The organism is Paraburkholderia sp. GV068 (assembly GCF_003058125.1).
Classification (GTDB): Bacteria; Pseudomonadota; Gammaproteobacteria; order Burkholderiales; family Burkholderiaceae; genus Paraburkholderia; species Paraburkholderia graminis.
On the sequence record NZ_QBUB01000018.1, the window covers coordinates 1 to 22,638 of the forward strand.

Genomic DNA, 22,638 nt, shown 5'->3' on the forward strand with positions numbered 1-22,638 from the left:
TTAAACGTTTACCGCGCGACCGCAGTACTCTTGAGCGTCACCCTCGTCGCCTGTAGCAGCAAGTTGGACGCAACAAAAGAAAACTATGCCGCGGCAGTGCAACGGCATCTCGATAGCACAGACGCTGTTGCGTTTGGAGCGCGGCCCCCGCGCCGCTCGAATATGCGAACGTCCGCGTACATGAGCAGCGGCAGGCAGACCAGCTTGTGAAAGTCGACTTGCTGACGAAGGAGCCGACGACCGTGCGCGATTTCTGGCAGGCGCTGCCCGGCGCCCGATACACGCTCACTCTTGACCGATGTGCTTGGACGGACAGCTGATCCGTACTGTTTCGCAGTAGGCGACGTGGCGCATCGGGACTAGGGGTTATCGACTCACCCGTCCTACACACGAAGATCGAAGGCTTGGGAGCCCGCAATTGAGCATGCGATTGCAACGGCGAAAGTGATGCATGGACAGGCAGGAGGCTCGATTGGCGTTCCATGGATCTGGTCTGATCAGTTTGACTGGAATATCCGGATTTCGGGATACGGAGAGCTCGCAGACGCAACTCTCGTACGTCGACCGTCTTCGATTCGGAAAAGCGGTCGAAAACACCCTCGTGACGGCTCCGAAAAGTCCGCAGAACCTTCTGTAGGGCGGGATAAGGAACTCGCGCTGTGCGAGATGTGCGTGAGCTTGAGGTCGATTAATGGAGGCCATCGACGCCTAGCTCTCTCAGTCAGGCGGCCGGTAACACCGGTCGCAATGAAAAGCGCGCCTATCGCAGGCTTTTGGAATTCTCTGACCGGTTCTGCGCTGTATGCCATGCGTAAGCGCTGCAGCGTGGCCCTCACTTTCCCTCGAGGGGCGCGACGATAGATGTTGCACATAGTAGCGCCACGTTGAAGATCGCTGGTAGAAAGCGAAGTGCCCAACGCCAGCTCCCCGGTTGGCAGATGGACAGGCAGCAGCGACCAGAGGTAGCGCGCGCCACTTGCAGGACGCGCACTGATCCGTCTAACGCAGGCTACTCCAGCTCCATAATCGAGGGCGGCCGCGTGCCAAGTCGTTCTGCGCCGTCTGCGGTACAGACGACGGTATCGCCCCAATAGATTCTTTTTGACCGGTCTCGATTGCTTACCTGCGGCTTGACAATGAACACGGAGTTTTCCTGCAATCGCCAGTTGGCCATCACCTGATCTCGCGGAGCATAGATGCAAATCGGCGAATCGTCACCAAGCCCACGAGCGTGAATCAGAATAGAACAGTCGAACCGGTAGTCTGACATGGCAGCGATTTTTGCAGAAATATTGCCTATAGTTTCGCCGGGGCGCAGAAGGCTGTAACAAAGGGCGACGGCTTCCTGCTGTCTGGCAAACATTGCACGGTACTCATCGGGCGCCTTTCCAATGAAGAAAGGCTGCGTGTTCTGAGCAGCGTATCCAGCCCAACGAGCTTCCGCTTCCACTTGAATCATATCGCCGGACTTCAAGCGCCTGCGAGTCGGCATATACGCATTGGACGGTGGTTGCGGCCAACCAGCAGACCACAAGATCATGGTTGGAATCTCGCCGCCTGCTTCGATCATCGAGGCGAGCATACGGGCATAAACGACATTTTCAGGAACACCGGGGCGCGCTTCCCGAGCCAAAACGTCGATTGCCTTTTCAACAAGGGAATCCGCCTTCTTCATAAAGGCGATTTCCTCTTCAGACTTGACGAAGCGCGCTTCCTCCATCAGCAGGTTGGCATTCACGAGCTCAACGTGCGGTAGTTTCTGCCTCAACCGTTCAACAATCCCATGCGATGTTACCCCTTCCGGAAAACGGGTGTTCCCAGACAAACCGGTCACTCCTAGTCGCTTCAGACCGGGCATTTCTTCAAGCCGCGCGATAACTGTGTCGGTGAAGCCCCATCCGGATGTGATATTCCGGATATCATTCACCCAGTGCTGCCTTTGCAGCCAGATGTCTTTAGCAACGTCGGGACTTGTGATCGCGGTGACTTCTCCTTCGATCGGAAAGATTGCTGCGACCATGCTGTGATTTCCGCCCAAGCCTGTCAAATAACGCACATTCGCCTGGAACATGTCGAACATCCCGGTGTTAGGCGGCGCAAAAATCGCGTCGATGCGATCTCTCGCCATGAGAACGCGGACACGGGCCCACCGACGAGTCCGCTCATCCAGCGAAAACTTTGGAACTTCGTAATCTTCTTGCAACACTAACGTCCTCCAATGAGGAAAGAGCACTCCATTCACCGGTGTGATCGATTCGACCTTTCAAAGAAGTACTCGCGCTCAATTTGCTTCCACTCAGGAAGAGTGGGTCTTGAGTACCACAGGGCGGGGATCTACTCCCGCAGTATGTCCTTTAAAAATGCAAACGTTGCGGCGTCTGCCTGCACGGCCGTACTCTCGACGTAGCTCTTGGCATTGAGCCTGGCAAAAGCGTGACCTACACCGTCGTAACTGCGAACATCTACGTTCGGTGATGATGCAACGGCACTGGCAATCGCAGCTACCGTCTCCGGCGGGTTCAACGGGTCGTCCTTACCGAAGTGCAGTAGCAGCGGTGTCGTTTGATCTGCCACTCGGGAGGTCAGCGCCCTAATGCCAACCCCATAGTAGCTCACGACTGCATCAACATCGCATGTCAGCCAGCATTGGAAGGCCAGATTGCCACCGAGGCAATATCCCATGACACCAACTTTGCCGTGCTCGCCACGCAGTTTGTCAACGATAGACCTCAGGTCAGAAAGTGCGGTCGGCAAGTCGGCATTGTATGCATCCGTCAACGACATGGCCTGTTCACGAGCGCCTGGATCGTCCGGGTCGAGTTCGGCTCCCCGTACCTGGCGCCAGAATAGATCAGGTGCGAAACCGCGATATCCCATTGATGCCAGCCTATCTACGGTCTCACGTATGTTTTTGTTGACTCCGAAAATCTCATGAAGGACCAGGATGACCGGTGTCTCGCGTGATGTAGGGCCAGCCGCATAGCAACCGACGTTCATGTCGTCGATATGCACTGTTGTATTGAAATTCATACGATTTCCTTAATATTGCACTTATGTTCAATCTTCCAGTCATCAGAACCGCTGCCGGATTCCGACCATTGCCCCTGTTTGCGCGACATTTGCGCCCACAAGCTGCGCCGGCACGAGACCCAGCGTCGCGCCTCCACGATTGCGGACGTAACCGGCGTTGAAATAAACGTCAGTCTGCTTTGATAGGCTGTAGTCCACCAACACTGCAACATAATCGGAAATAGCTGAATTACTGCCCGCGTTAAACGTACGGTAATACGAGGCGCAGGTGGTCAACGCGGGAGTAATGGTGTACACCTCGCCTGCCCAGACGATCTTGTTGATCGCAATAGCCTCGCCTACCGTGCTTCGCAGGTATCGGAAGCCGACGATTGTTCGCGATGGCCCGAAGGTAAGCGAAGCGGCAACTATGCCGCGATCGTTCACATCCGATTGGGTTGTAACGGTGGTTCCGTTTTGGTGGTCGTAAGCAGCGCCGACGGCAAGGACAGAGCCAGCATAGTTGACACGGAGTGACTCTTCCTTGCCGACCTTGTAGACGCCGGGTACTTGCCCATTCACACCATCGGTCCCCGTGTAGCCGAAACTGTAAAGCGCGGAGAGGGTGAATGGACCTGCGCTGCTGATGTACTTAACCGAGTTGTTTGGACGACCAGCGAAGGCCGCATCGAACGGACTCAACGAATATCTCGCGACCAAGCCAGGATCGTAGTAAAACTGGAAATCATAGAATAAGCCTGGGTTGCGACCAACTTGTAATTGACCGTATGGACTATTAACGCCTACCCACGATCCGCCATAGTATTGAATGTTTCTCCACAATGCGCCGTTGTTTATCGTGTAATACGTTTCGAGCTTGAAAACGGCTGCCCATCCGCCACTAAGATCTTCCCGTCCCGTTACACCGACCCGCGGAAACATGAGTCCTCCGCTAAACATGTCAACTTGGGTTGCTGCACCACCACCTGGGGCGCCTGTCGGAACATGACTGATCACTTCAATTCCGATATCTGCCACTCCATAAAGAGTTACGCTGGACTGTGCTTTGGCCAAGGGGCTGACCGCTGAGCATACAGCCATCAAACAAACTGCACGGCGAACGTTGAATCGCTGTTTCATCGCCAATCTTCCTTTTAATTTTTCGCGTAGCGGGAATTGCGCTTCAGCAAGTTGAAGCAGAGCAGGGCGCACAGAGCTGTGAACGCTGGCACCACGCAGGCACCAAGCATTGACTTCGGCGACAGTCCAGCCCCGAGCATCGCCCCTCCGATCAGCGGCCCGACGATTGCGCCAATTCGGCCGACCCCGTTCGCCCACCCGCAGACGGTGGTAAGTATCGAGCCGGGATACGTTTCCACGACGATTGCGATCAGGCCGGCTGTTGCTCCCGTGACAGAGAAACCGGAGACCAGACCGAAGATCTGCAAAGCCGTAGCATTTAATGCGAACGACGTCACGCAGACGACGCATGCGATGAAGATCAGGTACTCGAGCACTAGCATGCGCACACTTCCGATCTTAGCCATGAAAAAACCCTGCAAGAGCGTGCCGACGGTACCTCCAAGGCTAAACATGGAAATTGCGATGAACCCTACGTTTTTTTCGAGGTTGGCATAGGCAACCATAGATGGAAGCCAACTAGAAATCGAATACATCAAGAGCATGTTGCAAAAGAACGCGAGGAACAGAACTGGAGTAAGGAAGCTCAAAGCCCCGCTGAACATCGTGGTGATTGGCGTCAGGAGGTTGGCCGTTCTTCTACTGGACGCCTCACCGCCCTTGTCCGCGAATGTTTCATCGTTCCGAGGCATCCACCGCGTGAGCGGCAAACAAAGGATTACTGGCGCTGCGCCAATAATGAAAAACGCCGCCTTAAACCCTAAGCGTGAAACGATAGGCATCGCGATAAGCGCACCTAGAAAACCTCCGATACTGATGAACCCGACCATCACCGTAACCATCTGTCGACGTATTTCGGGCTCACACTGAGAGGTGGATATTGCAATTACGCTAGGAATCACAGCGCCAAGCCCCAGTCCGATGAAAAATCGCAGGCCGGCCAGCGCGGAGAGGGTATGTGCAAATGGAATGAGTAGCGTGAGCGCGCCAAAGAGGAAAGTACTGGCGATTATCGGACGGCGCCGATCACCCAAGCTGTCGGCGATGGGGCCAATGGATAGAGCACCGATCATCATTCCAAAGAGGCCGGCAGAAAACACGCCGCCCATGTTTGCGAGGGGCAGGCCCACTGCGTTGGCAATGGACGGAGCGAGGAGACCGACCGACTGGGTGTCCATTCCGTCAAGTGCCGCAACCAGCGCGCAAAGGAAGAGAATTCGCTTCCTCGAAAAGGATAGCTCTTTAAATGCTGAGCCTACGGAGGCGGATCGCTCTGGTACGACTGCGCTGTTTGCTTTCACGCCTGTCTCCATTTAAGTGCATTCTTTGATACCGCTGCTAGCGCTTGAAACCCAATAGAATTTGATGCGACGTTTTCTTTCGGACGAACTCAACCGAGCCTGCATCAGCGACGAGAGAGTGCGGTTTCAGGTGTCCACCTTATGCCTCGCTCTTGTCTAGACTCTGATAGTTACCGCATGTCAGCTAACGACGACATCGAGTAGTCCTGATCATCCATTTGAGTCCGCCTGCGGAATGCGAGTTGTGCCTTGGTGTAGAGAAGAGGTGCCAGGAGTGCACATTTGAAAGGGTCATTGCGGTGTCGCGCAATTGTCCCGGAGGGGGCTTCGGTGTTGTGAATGACGTTTCACGGAACCGGCGGCCGCGGATGCAGCGAATCCTCGGGAGCAACTCGCCTGCAGGCAATTCGTGATGCTCGGGGACCTCGCCAATCATCCGCACGGCGTCGCCCTTAAGCGCACCCTGCGTTGTCTTGCCGTTCCGTTCAAAGCTCACCCACCGCATTTCTGCCTCCTTTCGTGCACGCGTGCATGGCTCCGGCCGCTTGTGAAATGACAATTCCGTCAAATCAATTCTATTTGATTTGATGAGATCGTCAACCAGAATCGATATAGGAAAAACCCGGATGTGGTCCAAATGTTCTGCAGTTCCTGTCGGACTACTGACGAGTTGCTATCGGCGATCGCTGGGGCGCCGATAGCCGGATGTCCGGAACCGCCCAGGACCATCTTTATGCGGTCCCGCAGCGCGAGAACCCAGTGGATGCGGAATAGACGGAGCGACCGCCTTATGGTGGGTTTGGATATCATTGGGAATCGTTGCGGGTCGCCGCTGAAACACCCCGAACACCGCCAGTACGTATCGAGATGGCCTACGCGTTTTGCGCAAACTTGATGGCAAGGCCGCAGTCAGAGCCGTACGTAAAACTGCATCCCTGTTACGCCGCTTGAGGAGACCTTCGCCGTCAGAACGCAAGTCGGCGATTACGGATCGGTCTCGTTGGTGTGCTATGACGTTTTCGTAGTGTCGTCCTGCCGCTGGGTTCGGCTTGAAGCGGATGACGTCTTTATGCCACTCAGCTTTCGCACCGACTAGGAACACTCTGCGCTTCCGATATCATCGGAGTGCGGTCCGCAGGTGTCCGGGCCGCTCCTGCTGCCAGATCCGCGTCTTGCTTACGGATGCAGATTGCGAACGTCAGGCGAGGCCGGGCTCCGACTTCAGCCGCGACGCAGTGTGTCGACCTGCCGCTTCCACAGAGTCCAGGGGCGCTCCATTACACCGAGGAGCGTATCGTCGCTGGCTTTGCCTTCACCGTCGTCGAGGTACATGACTTCGCCGCCCAACGCGATGGCTTTCTGCTGCATGCCGGCGTTGAGCTCTGTGTAGATCGCGCGATAGACCGCTGCCGGCAGTGTCGGGCCCGTCGCCACGAAACCGTGACCTCGCATTAGCGCGACGTCCGACGTGCCGAGCGTCTCGGCCAGCGCTTTGCCGTGATCGCTGGTGCGCACCAGCATGTCGGTGCAACCGAAGCATTGGCGGATGTCGAATACCGGGGAGCCCGACGAGAGGAAGCCGGCCATGTGATAGATCGGGCGCAGCCGCACCGACGAACCCGCAAACGGAATCACCGATGGAGAATGGCTATGCACGACGGCCTGCACATCGGGGCGCGCCCGATAGATCTCGGCGTGGATCGAGGTTTCCAGATAGCGCTTGCGCGTATCGCCGTCGACCGGCTGGCAGTCGAAGTCGAGCGTGAGGATGTCGCCGGGCTGGACCAGCTCGGGCGCCATCGACTGCGCGATCAGGAAATGTTGCGGATTACGCGGATCGCGCACGCTTACATGGCCGAAGCCATCGAGCACCTCTTGCTGCGCGAGTATGTGGTTGGCTGCGGCGAGGTCGTCGAACAGGCGCGGCATGTCTTGCGCATCGTGTGTGGTTGCGGCAGCAGTATAAGGTGTGTTCTGCGTCATGGCGTATATCTCTGTGGGTAGGGACGAGGTCAGACGCGTATGGCGGCCGCAACCTCGGGTGGAAACAAGTCTTCGGGCGCGAGGCGGCGATGACATACGCCCTGCTCGTGCGCGAAGCGCAGGAAGGCATCTAGCGTGACGCGATTGGGTTCGACACCGTATGGCCACGGATCTCCGCCGAACAGTGCGCGCGCCTTGGCTGCGCGCGCGTTCATCCATGGCAGCGGGAAATGGGAGCCGCTGATGTCCCTGAGGCGCTCAAGGCTATTGTCTTTTGCTTGCGTGAATGCCTTGAGCAGGTTGTTGGCGATCCAGCGATGGCGCTCAAAGACCTCACGCCGCATCACAAGCAGATGCATGATTGGGAAGATGCCCGTGGCCTGAAAGTAAGCGCGTTCGACCGGCTCGAACTCTTCGAGCAAGCGCACGATGTCGTCGTACTTGCCGACCGGCGGCCCGGGCGGCCGCGCGCTCAGGATCGCGTCGATCTCGCCCGCGAGCAGCATCGCCGTGAGCGAGCGGTCGGCCACCGGCCGGTACCGCACGCCATCCGGCACGCGTACGTCGACCTGCTCGCGGCGTCCGGCCTGATTGACCCCAGCCTGAACCCATTCGACCTCGCTGAGCGGTACTCGGGTGTCGTGCGCCAACCAGCCGCGCGAATAGATCGAGGCCGTCTGCGCCCACTCGGGCACGCCGATGCGTTTGCCGCGCAGGTCGGCCGGCCCGGTGGTGCCGCCGCCGCGCCGCACGTATAGCGACGAGATACGGAATACCCTCGGCGAAAACACCGGAAGGCCGATCAGCCGGTCATCGCCTTGCGAACGTAGCGACGCGTACTTGGCGTGCGACATCTCTAAAACGTCCCATTCCTGATAATGGGTCGTGCGATAAAAGATTTCCTCGACGTACCAGAGGATCGGTGGGAGCAGGATCGCGAGACGAAAGTGGAACGCGCCAATGGGCGCGGCGTGCAACGTGTCGCACAAGTCAAGCCGATTGCGATGCAGGGGCGTCGTGTCCAGGGTCATGCAGTGTCTCCGGATGTGAGTAGCCTGCCGCTGTCGCCGATCGGGTCTCGCGGTGCCTTTTCTGTTGTCTCGGAGCTCACTCTACTGGTAGTGTTTGTATCTATCAATATTGAGTTTTAAAATCAATATAACGGTGCCTTGACGGGCGAGGGCGCAGTCGGGAAGAACATGAGTGAGCAAAACTTGAACGATGTGCTGACGTGCGAGGAAGCACTTGAGCAACTGAACATCAAGGCCGCGACACTGTATGCCTACGTCAGTCGTGGCCTGGTGCGCGCCACGCCGCATGAGGACGGCCGCAAGCGTCTGTACCTGCGGCGCGACGTCGAACGGCTCGCGGCGCGCAAGCGCGGGCGCCCGCCCGCTGGCGCGGTGGCCGAATCGACAATGCGTCTCGGCGACCCTGTGCTGCACACGGCGATCACGCAAATCACGCCGCACGGTCCGCGCTACCGCAACCGCCTCGCCGTCGACCTGGCGAGCTCCGGAGCTGCGTTCGAATCGGTTGTGCATCTGCTTGCGACGGGCATCTGGCAAAACGGCCTCGCGATCTGGGCGCCGCTCGAGACGCCGCCTGACGTGCTGCGCTTCCTGTCGGGCTACGAAGGCAGGGTCGCGAGCGGCGACATCGGCGCGTTACTGGGAATGGTGCCCTTCGCGCTCGGGATGCAGGGACGGGGCACGAGAGAGATTGCTGACGGCGGCGCCGTGCAGGCCGCGCGCCTGATGCTGCAGAGCATGGCAGGCTGCGTGGGATTCCTTGGGCCGGAGCGTGTCTTCTGCCCACGCGCCGACGATGAAAGCATCTCCGGGCAGATCCTGCACGCCGCGGGCTCGGTGGTGACGCCCGAGGCGCTGCGCGCGGTCAATACGGCGCTTGTCGTGCTGGCCGACAACGAACTGGCGCCTGCCACCTTTTCGGCGCGCGTGGCCGCGTCGACCAATGCCGATCTATTCAGTTGCGTGGCGGCGGCTATCGGCTCGCACATCGGCTTTTCTACCGGCACTGGCACCGAAAAGGTGGAAACCCTGCTGCTGTGCGAGCCGTTGTCGGCATTGGATACCCGCGTCGAGCGCGTGCGCGAATACGGCGCGAGCCTGTTCGGATTCAACCATCCGCTCTATCCGGGCGGCGATCCCCGTGCGGATCTGATGCTGCAGGCCGCTGCGGGCATCGCGGAACATCGCGATTGCTTACCTGCCGCCCGCGAGCGCACAGTTCTGACTGTCGCGTTTCTCGAGCGCATGCGGGGAGAACTGGACGCGCATCCCGGGGTCGCGCTCGGCCTGGTGACTCTCGCCCGCGCACTTGGCTTGCCCGACGGTTCGGCAACCGCGATCTGGGTTGTCAGCCGCACGGCCGGGTGGGTCGCGCATGTGATGGAGCAGCGCACGCAGGCTTTCTTGCTACGTCCACGGGCGAAGTACGAGACGACACCTTCCGCTGAAATTGGCACGGCTTCGTGACGAAACGCGGCCGAATTTCGCTTCAAAAGTTGGGCACGTGGAGCGCGCCTTACCTGTTCACTGCAGAAAAACGGTGGCATTGCGCAAACTCGCGTCGGGCAGTTTTACTCGTGGGCTGCATAAGCTATCCTCACCATATCTAACCTCCTCCCCGCGCATTTGTTATTGCGACAAAACCGGCAATTGTCGCTCTCGGAGATCGCCGCGTTGATCGGCTCCGATATCACCCCAGCGCTTCACGTTCAGACTGACGGCGCTCGGTATCTGTTCAAGGAACCCGAGAGCCGTAAGTACAAACTCCCACCGAAGCTGGTCGATTTCACGTATCACTATCTGACGTCGAACGAGTTGGTCAGTCGCGTCAAGCCTTATCTGCAGCAACACGGCTCAGAGACGGAGGAGGCAACTAACCTCACCGTGCTCGACGGGACCGACATCATCTTCGTGCTGCGCATTGTCAGTCGGAATGTTTTCAATCCGTACGTCATCATCGGCTCGCGCTTGCCTGCTTATTGCACGGTACCCGGGCTTGCGATTCTCGCCCCGTTCGAGGACGGCGAGATCGACGACATTCTGGCCCGCACCAAGCTGGTCGCTTACAGCGCGGCGACGGTCTATCAGCCGCGCAAGATCAAGGACCGGATTGCGCACGTCCGCAACGAGGGCAGTGCACATACCGAAGACGAGTACTTCGTCAGCGATATCTCGACGGCGGCGGCCATTACCAAAGCGCAGGGCCGAGCGGTCGGCACCGTCAACATTGTGGTTGCCCGACCGCGTTGGCAAGCGGAGCGTGATCAGCGGCGCTTCGCGGATCTCTTGATATCAGCCGCATCCGCGATCTCTTCACGAAGAAGGGCCGATTAGACGGCTGCCGGCGTGTCCGGCCTGACTGTCGGCGCAGCACTGCCGGCGGCGAGTCCATCGTCCCGACCGATGAAACTCTGCTCCAGATCCGCGATCCTTTCACACCCCAGCAGCTGCATTGCAATTAGCATCTCGCTCATCATGAGCGCAAGGACTTCACGAGCCCCGGCTGCACCCCGCGAAGCGAGCCCATACAATGGAGCGCGCCCCAGCAGAATGCCGCGCACCGAGTGCCACCGCTTTCAACGCATCGCTGCCGCGTCGCACGCCGCTGTCGATAAATCTCTCCGTCCGACTGCCGACCGCATCGACGACCGGCGGCAATATTTCGAGCGGCGCAGACGTGCTGCCGAACTGCCGCTCGCCGTGATTGGACAACATGATGCCATCGGCACTGTGATGCACGGCGAGTGGTGCATCGTCGAGACCCCGGACAACGCCTGCACGGACTTCCGTCACGCGTTCCAGATGTTCTGCGGCCAGCGCCGTTGGCGTCGATCCGATGCTCACTACGTCACGCCGTAAGCCCGTTGCCCGAATGCGTTGTGCGGCGCGCACGCAGTCCGCACGCTCCTGTTCGGCTATGCAGACCAGTTCCTCATGCGTTTCGTAGTCTCGACTGGAACCTGCATGCGCAATTAGACCGGCGAGGTGCATGCCGCCGTCCGAGATCGTCACGGCGACTGTGAGGAGCAGGTCGTCGTCGGGCGCGATACCCGAACGATGGCCGTCCAAATCGATCTTGATCCAGACTTCGAATGCTTCACCATGTTCCCGGCCGAAAGCGCCGATGGCCTGCGTGCATGCCACGCTGTCGGCGACGATCTTCAGGGCGCAGCCTTGCTGCCGCAGCGCCAGAGCCTGCGGCAGCTTCGTCGGTGCTATACACACTGCCGCTGTTCGCAAGCGATCCGCAGGCGTCCGTAACGGGTCCAGCTTATGTGAAAACGCACGCTCATCGCCTAAACCTAACTTTGACTCGCTCACAAACATTAGCCATTGATTTCACGGTGTTATGCGTGCGAGCGCAGGATGGCTACTGGGTACAGGCAGCGCTGACGTTCAGCGCGCGGAATGCCTTTTCTTGAATGGGCGTGGGCCGAGTAGTCATCACGATCTTGGCGTCTGGATTGAGCGGCGTGTGGCAGACGTTGTACGTGAGCGTAGCCCGATCGTCGAGTATGTGCGAAAGCTATGTTCCGGCAAGCCATCCTCGGTGCGCTTGGAGGTGTCCTTGGCGTTCGCCTGTTTCGAACGCTGCGCCTTTGCCACGGGCGAAGGCCGGGCCACGCGCGCTTGCCCGACGGATTGTCATTCAATGCCATAGAAGCGAACGCCTGCGGAGCGGTTTAGCACAAACGTTTTTTTGATTACCGATCGCGGGCTGGCTCCGACCGGCCTGTTCATGCGTCCGTGGCCGCGATCGCCAATCAAAAACCTCTGCTGTATGGAAACCTTTGCATAGCGACCCGTTGTTGCCGTTCGACATCTCACGAGTCAAGTGGCGGATTCCGGAGTCATCCGGACATTTGTTGTGTACGGCGTCGGCAGGGACCTATCGTCTCAATGAGCAGGCCGTCCGAAATCAGATTCAGCATGACTGCCCGCTTGTCTCGGGCAAGAAAGAAGACGCGGTAGTATCGGTCACTGCCGGCGAGCCGCCCCATTCCGCGTTCCGGTCACCCCGCGGCCGGAGTCAGCGCAGCACCGGCGTCAGCACGCCTATCATCAGCATCGTGGCATGCCTCCAGTTTCAGCCTGATCAGCGCCGAGACCGTTCGAAGCTTGGTTCGCATTGCCGGCAAGCCTCTGCAACAACGACAGTCCGTTACGCTGCCGGGATTCTCATAATTGTCGTTCTCAGTGCCAACAAGAACTACCGGCGACAGAGGGGATCGCGGTCGAGCCGTCCGCAATATTTATCAACATGTCGGTGCGGAAGCGACAACCAACCTCACTTTTCGCATCAGCAGCCCTCAGGCGAACACCGCTGCTGAATGTAACCGGCACGCGCGCGTCCGCTCATTGATGCCGGCTTACTAATCAGTGGCGCGCTGGACGAACCAAGCCGACTTCAATTGATGGATGCGCAGCATGCAAGTCGTTGAAACGGTCGAATGGGTTTCTGAAATTCCTTTCATGTGAGAAAATGAGAATTCGAGTCTCGGCGGGGGCGTTGCATCAGTCGAACTTTCGCTTCCCTACGCTAACAAACTGTGACCGTCCTTATGTCATCAAGTCTGAGCAAGATGTTGAGCGTACTAGAGCTGTTTGATGAGAGCACGCCGACGTGGACGGCGGACGCTGTTTGTCAGCGGCTGAATTTCTCGATATCGAGCGGCTATCGGTACCTCAGAGAACTTTGCGATGCGGGCCTTCTTGCGAGGCTCACCGGCGGGGTTTATACGCTGGGTGTGCGGATCGCCGAGCTTGAGTACGTTTTGCGAACTGCGGACCCCGTAGCCAAAGTAGGCAGGCCGGTCCTGAAAGGGCTGGCAAGTTCCACAGGATGTGATGCTCTTCTGTCCAGCCTCCACGGGTTGCACATCATCAATATGCATCACGAACGTGGGGTCGAAGATCTCAATCTCACGTACGTCCGCGGCAGACAGCACCCGCTGTTTCGAGGTGCAGTAGCCAAAGCGATATTGCCCTTCTTGCGTCGCCCGCAGCTGGTAAAACTTTACGCGACCCATGCTGAGACGATAGCGAACGAGCAGCTCGGAACGGACTGGCTCAGCTTTTGGCGGACATTGCAGACGATGAAGCAGCAGGGGTTCAGCGAAAGCCGTGAGGAGCTTGATCCGAACTTGCATGGTCTCGGTGTTCCCGTGTTTGTAGCGGAAACCTTAGTGGGCAGCCTTACAATCGTCTATTCCAGTGCAAGAGCACGAGTCTTAAGTCGTGATGGCTTGGTCGAACAACTACAGGCCGCGTCACGCGAGATGAGCAAAGCTCTTGAGGAAATCACCACTGCCGAAAACGACGATGCGACGCAGGTCTAGTGTCCCGTTCCGTTGTAAACGGATCTACGTTCACGTAGCATGCTGGTATCAGCGGAACGGGAGATAGCAGCATGCCCACGGGACGACCGAAGGCCGAACTGGTGTTGAGTGCATGCTGCTGTCCGTTGGCTACGTGTATACGAACGGACACTATGGCGGCCTCGACGCGAATCCCCACTGGCACACCGTGCAATTGAGCGCCGACTACGCGCTTTCCAAACGCACGGATGTGTATGTATTTACGGATTACATGCGGTCGAGCGGGCCGCTTTCATTCGCGCCGGCGGTGATTTGGCTCAATGCTCCGTCAACTACCCACATGCAAGCGATTGTACTCGCAGGCATCCGACATCGGTTCTAACAGGTCCTGTTTCCACTCGACATGACGGTTAGCTCGCAGTCACGATCACACGACCGAGCGTAGGTCCAGTCATAGAAGAAGCATTCCCTCCTTCGCTGCGAGATAACGTCAAGAGTGGTGTATGAGCAGTTTGATGGCCATCGATTTCAAGCGGCGAGTTTCTGCTGAGCCGGTCGATCGTCTTGCACCGGTTCGCGGTCCTCGAAGGCGATGCCCTCAGGCAACAGCTTGATCTTTTCTGGGCCGTTAATGCGGTGCCACGTCTTCTCAGCTTCCTCGATCAGCTTGAATGCCATGCCAAGGAAGGTCGGGCGCGACACGCAATTGCGCGTACGTGTTGTGCGGTGTGGCACCAACGCAAAGGTCGATTCGGTCGCCGTGAAGTGCAGCGCCATCAGCCGCCCGGCCGACTCGATCGCGTTAGTCGTGCGCAAATACTGCCAGTGCTCGGATGCAAAGTCAGAGAACGCCAACAAGTTCTCTCGACCCTTTTTCAGCGTCTCGGCGGCGTTCGGATATTTCGCCGCATAGATCGCCACGGAACGATCGAACGCGGTATGTGCCTCGGCGCGCGTCGCGGCCATCCAGATCGCCTGCATATCCGCCTTCGCGCGCCCCTGTTGCGACTTCGGCAGCGCATTGGGCACGTTGCCCATCTTGTGAAACCAGCAGCGCTGGCCACGCGTCGCCGGAGACATTTCTTCCGGGCCGCCCAGAAGCCCATTGCGCCGTCGCCAATAGCCAGCAATGGCCCCGCCTGCAAGCCACGCGCTTTCAGGTACAGCAGCAGATCCAGCCACGACGCCTTCGTCTCACGGTAGCCGTCGCCGATCACCACGCGCTCTTTGCTTCCATCCGGCCTCACGCCGATGATCACCGGCAGGCATTGACCGTCCGAATTCTCGCTGCGCAGGCCGGTGTGGATGCCGTCGACCCACCAGTACACATAGCGCGATTTCGACAAGTCTTGCTTTCTTCAGGCCACGCGTTCTTCGGTCCATTGCGCCTTTAGCCGGCTCACCGCATTCGCCGACAAACCCTTTGCATCCTCCCCCAACAGCACGCTCAGGACTAGCAGCGCCGCCATGAAGCGGCTCATCGACGCCGAAAACCCGCATGTGCTAAGGCCTGAGCTGGGCACCCGGCCGCGCGTGTGCTACAAGAATCTCCACCGCTTCACGCATTGCTTCAACGGCGGAAGTGTCGTGGCGCGGCAGGGGAGGGGGCTCGAATGCGTGAAGGGGGCGCTCGTCACGTTGCGCCACAACGGCGCCGTGGTGGCGACCTGCGAAACCGATGCCTTTGGTGATTTCAAGTTCGACGGACTGGCACCGCAGTCAGGCCGTTATCGGGTTGACGTCACGCGCTAAGGACTGGGATCGGCGGAAATCGAGGCTGTCGTGGAAGACAGTGTCGTCCCGCACACTCTCGAACTCGGTACCGGGTTCGACAAGGCCTGATGCAACGATCGCGCGCGTGCTGGCCATGATCGCAGTGCGTAATGAACGGTCGCAAACTGCAGTCGTCGCGACTTGCGATTGCGATTGCGATGAGGTGCGATCTTCGTAAACCGGAGTGGCCGAGAACGGGCTCTCGAAACTGGCGGACATGGCGTCGCTAAGGCTCCACTTGCGCCTGGTTCCGGTCACTCGCTGCTCCGGAGGCCGACCGACGCCATGACAAGGTCGCGTAACTGCGTGACGACCCGCAGCGCATCGGTCATTTTGGCGTTGTCGAACTTTTCGGCCAGCTCATTCGCCCACGCGTATTGAATCCTGTTGATGGTCTCGAGCTTCCTTCGTCCTTTTGCCGACAGTGCGACGAGCCTGGCCCGCCGGTCTTCCGGATTGTCTTTGAGCTCAATCAGTTCAATGTCCTCGAGCGCCTGCACGTTCCACAGCGCGCCTTGCCGCGACAGCCCAAGCTCCCGTCCCACCTGGGCCGCCGTCTTGGGCGCCTTGGATACGGTGTTGAGAATCTGCCACCTGATCGCGCTGATATTCGGATCACGTGCGACGAGCGGGCCGGCCTCCAGAAAATCCGCGTTGGCCTTGAAGATGAGCAGGATCAGGTCGGTGACCAGGTCCCCCCCTAGGGTGCGTGCGGGAGTCGTGCGAGAACGCGGTTGGTTTGCCATCGGCTTGATCGGTGCTGTATCTGCCTGAGACGCCGCCTGTCTGGAAGAGATGACAGAGATCCGCGGCCATTGGACAGACTGTTAGGAACGGTTTGGAAACGACGTTGCCGCCTTAAAATCGGCAAGTATATGTCAAAACGATCTCGCTATCAGACCGGCCTGCGCTGCCGCGCCCATGCCGCGGCAGACCTTCTCGCAACGGCATCGGCTGTCTCACGGGACATTCGAGGCGGTCCCGGGCCAGCGTCGCTGGTCCGCCGGCATACGGCTGTGTGCCGGGGAGACAGTCTCGCGTTGTCAGACAGGCCAGCAGCAGCCCTTAGAGGTAACCCAGATCACGGTAGCAGCTCGCCGCGCCGGGATGCAGTCCGACGGTGGTCTGAAGCATTTTCTTCGGGTCCAGCGGATAACCCATCGGGGTGCGGTTCTTCGGGAAGCGATGGAACTGATGCTCAATCGTTTCCTTCGTTTCGCACAGACACCACGTGATTAGATACGCGACGTCATCCGGGAGGTCTGCGGACACAAGCAGCTGGAAGTCGGAAAAGTCGAGCGTGGCGACCGGCTTTTCGAGACTGGCGAAGTAACCCGCCTCGATCACCGCCGGGCGCCAGCCATATGACCTTGCAAGTTCGCCCAGCGCGGCGGTTTCGAAGGAGAGCAGGCTCATGTTGCGCGATTGCATGACGTCAATCCACCAGTCGGTCATGATCGCTTCCTGAATGACGCCGTCGACAAGCCCCTGGGATGCGTCGGCGAGGCATTGCTCGGGGCGCTCGCGTTCGACGAAGCGGCCGCCGCGCGCTTGCAGCCAGGTTTCGGTGATGCCATGTGCGGCGAGCACCCGCTCACCGGCATACCCGATGTAGTTCAACCCGTCGCGTTTGCCGATGCCAAGTTTCAGTGGTAGGTCCGAGGTGCGCAACTGCTCGAAGGTCTCGATCCCGTACTTGCTGTCGAGCGCGAGCGTCATCCGGTCGTCCTGAGGCAGTACGGCCAATGCGCGTAGCGAACTGACGGCGTTGCCTGCAAACGGCCCAACGCCCGTCACAGCCATGCACGAAAAAACCGCGGGCGTGGAAATGGCGAGATCGGCCGTCCCCTGCTGGATGGCAAGCGCCGCATCTGTGCCGCCCACGCCGTTGACGATTTCAATCTGCGTGCCGCTTTCGCACCGGTCACCAATTTCCTGCGCCAGCCAACTGCAGATTCTGTGGAAGTTCGCCTGCCCCCAGTCGCCTCGCATCCTGAGTTGGACCTTTCTGTCGATCCGGGGGCCGCGGTCCATGCCTGGAATGGTAAACATTGTCGTGCCCTTCGACGTCTTGCGCGATCACGCGACACAGAGGTTCTTCACCGTGAGCTTCTGGAACAGGTGCGGCGACGCGACGGCGCTGTCCGGATAGTGGGCGAGCTTTGCATGGAAGACGGGGTTGTTGAACGCCGCGCGGAACGTTTCGATGTCTTCCCAGATTGCGTAGTTCAGAAACGTGCAGCTGCCCGCGATGCCACGATGCAGCTGCGTCGAGATGAAGCCCGGCTGCGCCTTAAAGTAGGTTGCGTCGTCTTCCCACGCGACCAGCAGGGCATCGACATCTTCCGCGGCCACATGGAACACGTTCGCCAGAACGAGCGGCCCCTGAACGTCGGCGGCGAGCTGATCGCGGATGTCGACGCTACAATCCATTTCTTCAAACTTGACCATCTTCATCTCCTTTCAGTAGATACGGATGAACCCGGGAGGAAGTCCCCCGGTTCGTGAAAAACAGCTTCATACAACGGGTAGCGACATTCGCGACGCCACTGATGTATCCGGCCGGTCGCGCACAGGCTTACCTCACAGGCTTACGTCACACGCGTGATCCGTCAGGCAGTGCGCCTGCATCCTCGCGCTTCATTCGTTCGCTTGATGCGCTTACTTCGCGCGTTCACTTCATAGAACGTACGCCTAACCAATGTGAACATGCACGGCCGGCATGTCCGTGCCCTTCCGTCAGATTCAACACACGGCTCGTGACGCCTGACCAACGCCAGATGCCGTGATTGCAACGCCTTCTGGAGGCCCGAACTATCGCACGTGTGTTATCCCGATCGCGCTCCCAGTTTACCCTAGTTTGACAAGTGCTTGTCAATCAATGATGATCCGGATCATGCAGACGCAGCTACCGGAATCGCTCCGGAAAAAAAACGTCTGATTCAGAAAGCTGGCCAATCACGCGCAAGTGCGTTCTGCGCGCTGTCGCCGGGCCATGCAGGTCTTTGTGTTCGTAAGGGAGCAGGTTGGTGAGCCAAGTAATCAGGGTACTCGTCGCGACCATGAGCGGCACCGCAGAACTGGTCGCGGAAGAAGTCAGTGCGCTGCTTGAAGATGCAGGGTACGCATCGAAGATTCAGCTCATGGACAGGATGAAGGTCGAGGATCTGACGCCCGGGGTGTACGTCATCTGCACGTCAACGTACGGAACGGGCGAGGTGCCGGATAACGGCAAGCCGCTGTATGCTGCGCTTGAAACAGGCAAACCCGATCTGCGCGGGATCGTGTATGGCGTGATCGGGCTTGGAGACAGCATTTACCCCGGCACATTCTGCTTTGGGGGTAAGCGCTTTGACGAGCTCTTCACATCGCTTGGCGCATCGCGCGTCGGCGAACGGCTCGATCATGATCGCCGCTGCGGCGGTTACCCGGAAGACACGGCGCGCGAGTGGATTCTCGAATGGTTGCCGCTTCTGGCGCAACGCACTTCCTCCGACCAGACCTCCTGACGGATCCAGCATGCAACATTTCGATTACGTCGTGATCGGGGGCGGTCCCGCCGGAGGGGCCGCCGCGATCGAACTGGCCCGTGGCGCGGATCGACCTTCCGTCGCCCTGATTGGCGAAGAACCGTACGCGCCTTACAAGCGGCCGCCGCTTTCGAAGACCACGCTGGTCGAGCGCGACGAACAGCGTGAGCCATCGCTTCTGTTTGGCGGGGTCGCCGAGCTGCAGCTCAGCGGCGTGACGCCATTCATACCGCACCGTGCGGCTCGCGTCGACAGAGGCGCGCGTGTGGTGCAACTGGAATCGGGCGAGTTCCTGTCCTACCGGAAGGTGCTCTTCGCGACGGGTTCGGCGCCGCGGCGGTTGCCCGCGCCAGGCGCTGAGCTGGAGGGCATCCATTACCTGCGCACCTATGACGACGCGATCGCCCTGTCACGGGAATTCGCACCGAAGCGCAAGGTCGTCGTGGTTGGGGGCGGCTTTATCGGGCTCGAGACAGGCGCCACGGCGCGCAGGGCCGGTTGCGAGGTGTCCGTCGTCGAAGCCGCGCCCCGGTTGCTCGCGCGCGGCGTGCCGGAAGTCATCTCACACGCGGTGGCGCACAAGTTTCAGCTCGAAGGTGTGCGACTGGTTCATGGACAGTCGGTGCGCGCGTTTCGGGGAGACGGGCACGTTACTGCGATCGAACTGGATGACGGCACGCAGCTCGCAGCCGACTGCGTCGTGATTGGCATCGGCGTGGTCCCCAATACGGAGCTGGCGGGCGCCGCTGGCCTCGAGATCTATGACGGGATCCTGACTGACGGGCGGGGGCAGACCGCCGACCCATCATGCTTCGCCGCGGGCGACGTCGCCTGTCGCGTGCAAGGTTTGTCGAGCCATCCCACCTACATGCGGAGACTTGAAGCGTGGGAGCCGGCCATCGAGCAGGCCGTCGCGACCGCACGCGAAATGCGCGGCGAGGCACCGGCGCCGGCGGGTACGCCGTGGATATGGTCGGATCAGTTCGACTGGAACCTGCAGATTGCCGGATACGGTGAGCTTGCCGATACGACGGTGGTGCGTGCGTGCGCGACGCCCACGCAGATGATCGTGTTCCAGCTGTGGCGCCAACGTCTGATCGGCGCGATCGCGCTGAACGATGGTCGCAGCATGACGCTGCTTCGTCGCGCAATGGAGCGCGGCGAGCCGCTTGACGCTGACAGTCTCGCCGATCCCTCCGTACCCCTGCGTCAGGCGCTGGCTACCCGGCCCGCCACCGACGTTCGCACAAACGTACAGTGAGGACATGAATATGGGTTTCAACGAAGTAGTGAAGCTGTCTGACGGCGAGATGAAGTGCTATGCATCCGGTAGCCAGGATGAATCCACCCCGGCTGTCATCGTCATTCAGGAGATTTTCGGGGTCAACGCGAATATCCGTGCGACAACCGATCGTCTGGCGGCGGCCGGCTTCCGGGCCGTTGCACCCGACCTGTTCTGGCGCCTTCGTCCCGGCGTCGCGCTTGACCCGGAGCAGCCGGACGCGCGCGCAGAAGCGATGCAGCTCGCGCAGCGCTACGGCGACAACATTGACCAGGGCATCGCGGATCTCGCCGTGTTGGTGGCGGCACTGCGCGAGCGTCACAGCAAGGTCGGGATGGTGGGCTACTGCCTGGGCGGCCGGGTCGCATTCCTGGGCTGGCTCAGGCTCGATGTCGACGCCGCGGTCAGCTACTACGGCGTGGGGATCGCACCGTTACTTGAGGACATGGATGCGCCGGAGAAGCCGTTGCTGATGCACCTGGGCGCTGACGATCCGCTGAACCCGCCGCAGGTGCAGGGTGCGATCGCCGAACGTCTCGCTCGCGAGGCGCAGGCCGACGTGCGCGTCTACGAAGGCGCCGGTCACGCGTTTGCCCGGCTCGCCGCGAGCACCTATGTCGAGTCTGCTGCGAAGCCCGCCGACGAGGCGACGTATCAGTTCCTTCAAACCCATCTTGGATAGGAGAGCGCGATGACATCGCAACGCATCCCTGAAACGACCGGCGGGCGTGAGCCGCTGAAGGCGAACGCCTTTGAACGCGCGCAGATCTCGAACACCCAGCTGCTGCCGCTTTTCCCCTACGCCCATCCCGGCGCAATCGTTCCGTGCTGCGCGGCATTCGAGAGCGACGGCGGAGAAACCGACACCGGCTACTTCATTCACGAAAACTCGGTCGACGAACTGGCTCTGTGCTTCGGCTCGAACGGTCAGATGCGCGTCGGTGATGTGTGGGTGGGTCCGCGTCGCCATGGCGTCGGCGACTGGCCCGGCGGCGATCACTTCTTCGCGATGATGACCGTCACGCAGCGACAGCTGGAAGAGGGCGAACAGACCGAAAGCCTGACCTTCCAGTGCGAGGCGTGCAATGCCGAGGTCTTCCACTACGCATTCGGGCAGGCCGAAGGCGAGGGCGGCCATTTCGGCGGCATGGCGACCATCATGGCGGGTGACCCGTTCGTGCTGCCCTACAACGGCTCTGAAGAAATGCGGACGTGCAAGTCCTGCGGCCACGTCAACAAGATCTTCCCCTACTGGATCTGGGGATGGGGCAACTACATCCGCAACACGCGGATCGTCGAAAACGCATGGAATACGCTGACGAAGGAGACCACAAAGTGAACGCACCACTTCGCATGCGACGCAAGAACGCATTCAACCTGTTGCGCGAAGCCGAGAAACTGATGTCGTTCGACGAGTTTCCGCTGCTGCGCTCTGACGTCGATCCCCAACTGCACGCAAGCCGCAACGAGATCGACCAGCCCTTTCACGTGGTCTGTGCAAAGGACTGCGTCGTCGTCCAGATTTCGGGTAAGGCCCGGATCACGTTTGCTGCAGGTGCGGTCCGCTATTTTGACCTCGAGCCGGGCGATCACATCTATGTGCCCGCGGGCAGCGTCCATCGCATCCTGACCGTCGAGAAGGGCATCCAGATCCGCTACAAGGCGCGCGATCCCGGCCATGAACGCGTCATGTGGCTGTGCGACTCATGCGGGCACCACGTCGGCCATCACGAATTCGATGCGACCTCGGCGCCGGCCCAGGCCGGTTATCACGCCGCAGTGGAGTCGTACAACTCGGACCCGAAGAACCGGACGTGTGAGGCCTGCGGTCATGAACATGCGCCTTTCGACCTGTCCGCGGTTCGCTGGGATCAGGTCGCGCAGATGCTGCTCGAACGCGACGAAGACGAGTAACAACGTGATCTGGGCAGGGCATGCCGTCTGTTGAAGGGCATTCTTCGCGAAAGCATGACTGACCACCGGCCCGCTTTCCAGGCTCGCCGGCCGGCTCTGCCGTTGCGGAACGGGTCAGCCAGCCGGCCGTTTTCGTCCGGTACGCAGCGCCCACCTACGGGCGCACACGCGAGCAAACTGGATCTGTTGTCTGGCTCGCCAGCTAGGCGACAGAGCAGGGGCGACAGGCGCCGGGGCGTGCTGCAGCCGGTTGGCGCACTTTCAGCTGATCAAGAATGACCGCCTGTTTTTATATAAGAAATACGCTGCCAGGTTGTTTAGGTGTCCGTAAGTTAGTAGCGAGACTTTTGTCTCGAT

18 protein-coding genes and 4 pseudogenes are annotated in these 22,638 nt (G+C 59.7%); 10 read left to right on the forward strand and 12 right to left on the reverse strand.

Annotated elements, in window-relative coordinates; translation table 11 throughout:
• Positions 1–1,009 precede the first annotated feature (1,009 nt).
• From C8K18_RS27865 to C8K18_RS27890, 6 genes are all read right to left on the reverse strand, one after another.
• Entirely contained in the window at positions 1,010–2,206 is a 1,197-nt protein-coding gene (locus C8K18_RS27865) for a M24 family metallopeptidase (protein ID WP_107710526.1), read from the reverse strand.
• 128 nt (positions 2,207–2,334) lie between these two features.
• Positions 2,335–3,030, reverse strand: coding sequence for a dienelactone hydrolase family protein (locus C8K18_RS27870; protein WP_107710527.1), 696 nt, complete (start codon positions 3,028–3,030; stop codon positions 2,335–2,337).
• A 42-nt stretch (positions 3,031–3,072) separates the two neighbouring features.
• A complete protein-coding gene (locus C8K18_RS27875; protein ID WP_107710528.1) occupies positions 3,073–4,149 on the reverse strand; it encodes a porin in 1,077 nt (358 codons plus the stop codon).
• 14 nt (positions 4,150–4,163) lie between these two features.
• Positions 4,164–5,450 carry an MFS transporter gene (locus tag C8K18_RS27880; RefSeq protein ID WP_165919867.1) on the reverse strand — a complete coding sequence of 429 codons (1,287 nt, stop codon included), beginning with the start codon at positions 5,448–5,450 and terminating at the stop codon, positions 4,164–4,166.
• A gap of 1,221 nt (positions 5,451–6,671) precedes the next feature.
• On the reverse strand, positions 6,672–7,433 hold the full coding sequence (locus C8K18_RS27885) for a class II aldolase/adducin family protein (RefSeq protein ID WP_258196204.1): 762 nt from the start codon (positions 7,431–7,433) through the stop codon (positions 6,672–6,674).
• 29 nt (positions 7,434–7,462) lie between these two features.
• A complete protein-coding gene (locus C8K18_RS27890; RefSeq protein ID WP_107710532.1) occupies positions 7,463–8,464 on the reverse strand; it encodes a 4,5-dihydroxyphthalate decarboxylase in 1,002 nt (333 codons plus the stop codon).
• Between the two features lie 168 nt (positions 8,465–8,632).
• On the opposite strand from C8K18_RS27890, the gene C8K18_RS27895 reads away from it, so the two are divergent.
• Positions 8,633–9,931, forward strand: a complete 1,299-nt coding sequence (locus C8K18_RS27895) for a citrate synthase (RefSeq protein WP_181324952.1) — start codon at positions 8,633–8,635, stop codon at positions 9,929–9,931.
• A 177-nt stretch (positions 9,932–10,108) separates the two neighbouring features.
• Positions 10,109–10,798 (forward strand): annotated as a pseudogene (locus tag C8K18_RS27900) (IclR family transcriptional regulator); the annotation flags it as partial.
• Here the strand turns inward: C8K18_RS27900 and C8K18_RS34170 are convergent.
• Together C8K18_RS34170 and C8K18_RS33870 are read right to left on the reverse strand one after the other, a co-directional pair.
• A pseudogene (locus C8K18_RS34170) lies at positions 10,795–11,179 on the reverse strand (alpha-hydroxy-acid oxidizing protein). The pseudogenes C8K18_RS27900 and C8K18_RS34170 sit on opposite strands and share 4 nt — an antisense overlap.
• A 54-nt stretch (positions 11,180–11,233) precedes the next feature.
• Positions 11,234–11,692 (reverse strand): annotated as a pseudogene (locus C8K18_RS33870) (alanine racemase); the annotation flags it as partial.
• 1,355 nt (positions 11,693–13,047) lie between these two features.
• On the opposite strand from C8K18_RS33870, the gene C8K18_RS27915 reads away from it, so the two are divergent.
• A complete protein-coding gene (locus C8K18_RS27915; RefSeq protein ID WP_165919869.1) occupies positions 13,048–13,803 on the forward strand; it encodes an IclR family transcriptional regulator in 756 nt (251 codons plus the stop codon).
• Between the two features lie 112 nt (positions 13,804–13,915).
• A complete protein-coding gene (locus tag C8K18_RS34175; RefSeq protein WP_107710537.1) occupies positions 13,916–14,164 on the forward strand; it encodes a porin in 249 nt (82 codons plus the stop codon).
• Between the two features lie 146 nt (positions 14,165–14,310).
• Here the strand turns inward: C8K18_RS34175 and C8K18_RS27925 are convergent.
• A pseudogene (locus C8K18_RS27925) lies at positions 14,311–15,110 on the reverse strand (transposase).
• Between the two features lie 139 nt (positions 15,111–15,249).
• Here C8K18_RS27925 and C8K18_RS27930 point away from each other — a divergent pair.
• On the forward strand, positions 15,250–15,534 hold the full coding sequence (locus C8K18_RS27930; protein WP_107710538.1) for a hypothetical protein: 285 nt from the start codon (positions 15,250–15,252) through the stop codon (positions 15,532–15,534).
• 275 nt (positions 15,535–15,809) lie between these two features.
• Here C8K18_RS27930 and C8K18_RS27935 read toward each other — a convergent pair whose 3' ends face one another.
• The 3 genes from C8K18_RS27935 to C8K18_RS27945 form a co-directional block, all read right to left on the reverse strand.
• A complete protein-coding gene (locus tag C8K18_RS27935) occupies positions 15,810–16,301 on the reverse strand; it encodes a MarR family winged helix-turn-helix transcriptional regulator (protein ID WP_107710539.1) in 492 nt (163 codons plus the stop codon).
• Between the two features lie 319 nt (positions 16,302–16,620).
• Positions 16,621–17,607 carry a TAXI family TRAP transporter solute-binding subunit gene (locus C8K18_RS27940; RefSeq protein WP_107710540.1) on the reverse strand — a complete coding sequence of 329 codons (987 nt, stop codon included), beginning with the start codon at positions 17,605–17,607 and terminating at the stop codon, positions 16,621–16,623.
• Between the two features lie 27 nt (positions 17,608–17,634).
• Entirely contained in the window at positions 17,635–18,006 is a 372-nt protein-coding gene (locus C8K18_RS27945) for an antibiotic biosynthesis monooxygenase (RefSeq protein ID WP_107710541.1), read from the reverse strand.
• Positions 18,007–18,584: 578 nt separating this feature from the next.
• Between C8K18_RS27945 and C8K18_RS27950 the strand changes: the two genes are divergently transcribed.
• From C8K18_RS27950 to C8K18_RS27970, 5 genes are all read left to right on the forward strand, one after another.
• The gene (locus C8K18_RS27950) at positions 18,585–19,064 is read left to right on the forward strand and encodes a flavodoxin domain-containing protein (protein ID WP_132384625.1); all 480 of its coding nucleotides are present in this window, start codon (positions 18,585–18,587) and stop codon (positions 19,062–19,064) included.
• Positions 19,065–19,074: 10 nt separating this feature from the next.
• Complete coding sequence (locus C8K18_RS27955; RefSeq protein WP_165919870.1) at positions 19,075–20,346, forward strand: NAD(P)/FAD-dependent oxidoreductase; 1,272 nt, start codon at positions 19,075–19,077, stop codon at positions 20,344–20,346.
• Between the two features lie 10 nt (positions 20,347–20,356).
• On the forward strand, positions 20,357–21,049 hold the full coding sequence (locus C8K18_RS27960; RefSeq protein WP_165919871.1) for a dienelactone hydrolase family protein: 693 nt from the start codon (positions 20,357–20,359) through the stop codon (positions 21,047–21,049).
• Positions 21,050–21,058: 9 nt separating this feature from the next.
• Positions 21,059–21,706, forward strand: a complete 648-nt coding sequence (locus C8K18_RS27965) for a hypothetical protein (RefSeq protein ID WP_107710545.1) — start codon at positions 21,059–21,061, stop codon at positions 21,704–21,706.
• A gap of 62 nt (positions 21,707–21,768) precedes the next feature.
• Positions 21,769–22,281, forward strand: a complete 513-nt coding sequence (locus C8K18_RS27970) for a hypothetical protein (RefSeq protein ID WP_132384626.1) — start codon at positions 21,769–21,771, stop codon at positions 22,279–22,281.
• The last annotated feature ends 357 nt before the right edge of the window (positions 22,282–22,638 follow it).

Coding starts and splice junctions, on each gene's coding strand:
- C8K18_RS27955 (WP_165919870.1), top strand. CDS start 19,075: ATGCAACATTTCGATTACGTCGTGATCGGGGGCGGTCCCGCCGGAGGG.
- C8K18_RS27945 (WP_107710541.1), bottom strand. CDS start 18,006: ATGGTCAAGTTTGAAGAAATGGATTGTAGCGTCGACATCCGCGATCAG.
- C8K18_RS34175 (WP_107710537.1), top strand. CDS start 13,916: ATGCTGCTGTCCGTTGGCTACGTGTATACGAACGGACACTATGGCGGC.
- C8K18_RS27965 (WP_107710545.1), top strand. CDS start 21,059: ATGACATCGCAACGCATCCCTGAAACGACCGGCGGGCGTGAGCCGCTG.
- C8K18_RS27875 (WP_107710528.1), bottom strand. CDS start 4,149: ATGAAACAGCGATTCAACGTTCGCCGTGCAGTTTGTTTGATGGCTGTA.
- C8K18_RS27870 (WP_107710527.1), bottom strand. CDS start 3,030: ATGAATTTCAATACAACAGTGCATATCGACGACATGAACGTCGGTTGC.
- C8K18_RS27935 (WP_107710539.1), bottom strand. CDS start 16,301: ATGGCAAACCAACCGCGTTCTCGCACGACTCCCGCACGCACCCTAGGG.
- C8K18_RS27960 (WP_165919871.1), top strand. CDS start 20,357: ATGGGTTTCAACGAAGTAGTGAAGCTGTCTGACGGCGAGATGAAGTGC.
- C8K18_RS27895 (WP_181324952.1), top strand. CDS start 8,633: ATGAGTGAGCAAAACTTGAACGATGTGCTGACGTGCGAGGAAGCACTT.
- C8K18_RS27930 (WP_107710538.1), top strand. CDS start 15,250: ATGAAGCGGCTCATCGACGCCGAAAACCCGCATGTGCTAAGGCCTGAG.
- C8K18_RS27915 (WP_165919869.1), top strand. CDS start 13,048: ATGTTGAGCGTACTAGAGCTGTTTGATGAGAGCACGCCGACGTGGACG.
- C8K18_RS27885 (WP_258196204.1), bottom strand. CDS start 7,433: ATGACGCAGAACACACCTTATACTGCTGCCGCAACCACACACGATGCG.
- C8K18_RS27940 (WP_107710540.1), bottom strand. CDS start 17,607: ATGTTTACCATTCCAGGCATGGACCGCGGCCCCCGGATCGACAGAAAG.
- C8K18_RS27970 (WP_132384626.1), top strand. CDS start 21,769: ATGTCGTTCGACGAGTTTCCGCTGCTGCGCTCTGACGTCGATCCCCAA.
- C8K18_RS27890 (WP_107710532.1), bottom strand. CDS start 8,464: ATGACCCTGGACACGACGCCCCTGCATCGCAATCGGCTTGACTTGTGC.